Raw genomic sequence first — 415 nt, forward strand, 5'->3', positions numbered from 1 at the left:
TCGGAAGACAGCCTGGGAATTCCTCGAACATCTCCAGAGCATGAACCCTTATCAGGTTCATACCATTCTGACCGATAACGGCATCCAGTTAGCTGAGCAGCCTCGTAATCGCAATACGGCGTGGTCGCGTCCCATGCGCTTCGACATGATCTGCGAAGCCCACGGGATCAAACATCGTCTGACGAAACCCAATCATCCCTGGACGAACGGTCAGGTTGAGCGCATGAACCGGACAATCAAGGAAGCAACCGTCAAACGCTTCCATTACGACAGTCATGAGCAGTTGAGAGAGGTGGTCCCGTCTGTTCGGACAGTTTTGGGGTTTGAATAAGCTATACCCGATTGTTGTTATGCCGCCTGTTTGACGGCGTTGCTGTTGGCCATTGGGTCCGGGGTTAACCCCGGACCCAATGGC

At 53.5% G+C, this 415-nt stretch carries 1 pseudogene; it reads left to right on the top strand.

What is annotated here, in order from left to right:
• Nucleotides 1-289: pseudogene (locus tag P792_RS38340) on the top strand (integrase core domain-containing protein); the annotation flags it as partial.
• Between the last annotated feature and the right edge of the window lie 126 nt (nucleotides 290-415).

It is taken from the genome of Asaia sp. SF2.1, assembly GCF_000505765.1.
GTDB classification, from domain to species: Bacteria; Pseudomonadota; Alphaproteobacteria; order Acetobacterales; family Acetobacteraceae; genus Asaia; species Asaia bogorensis.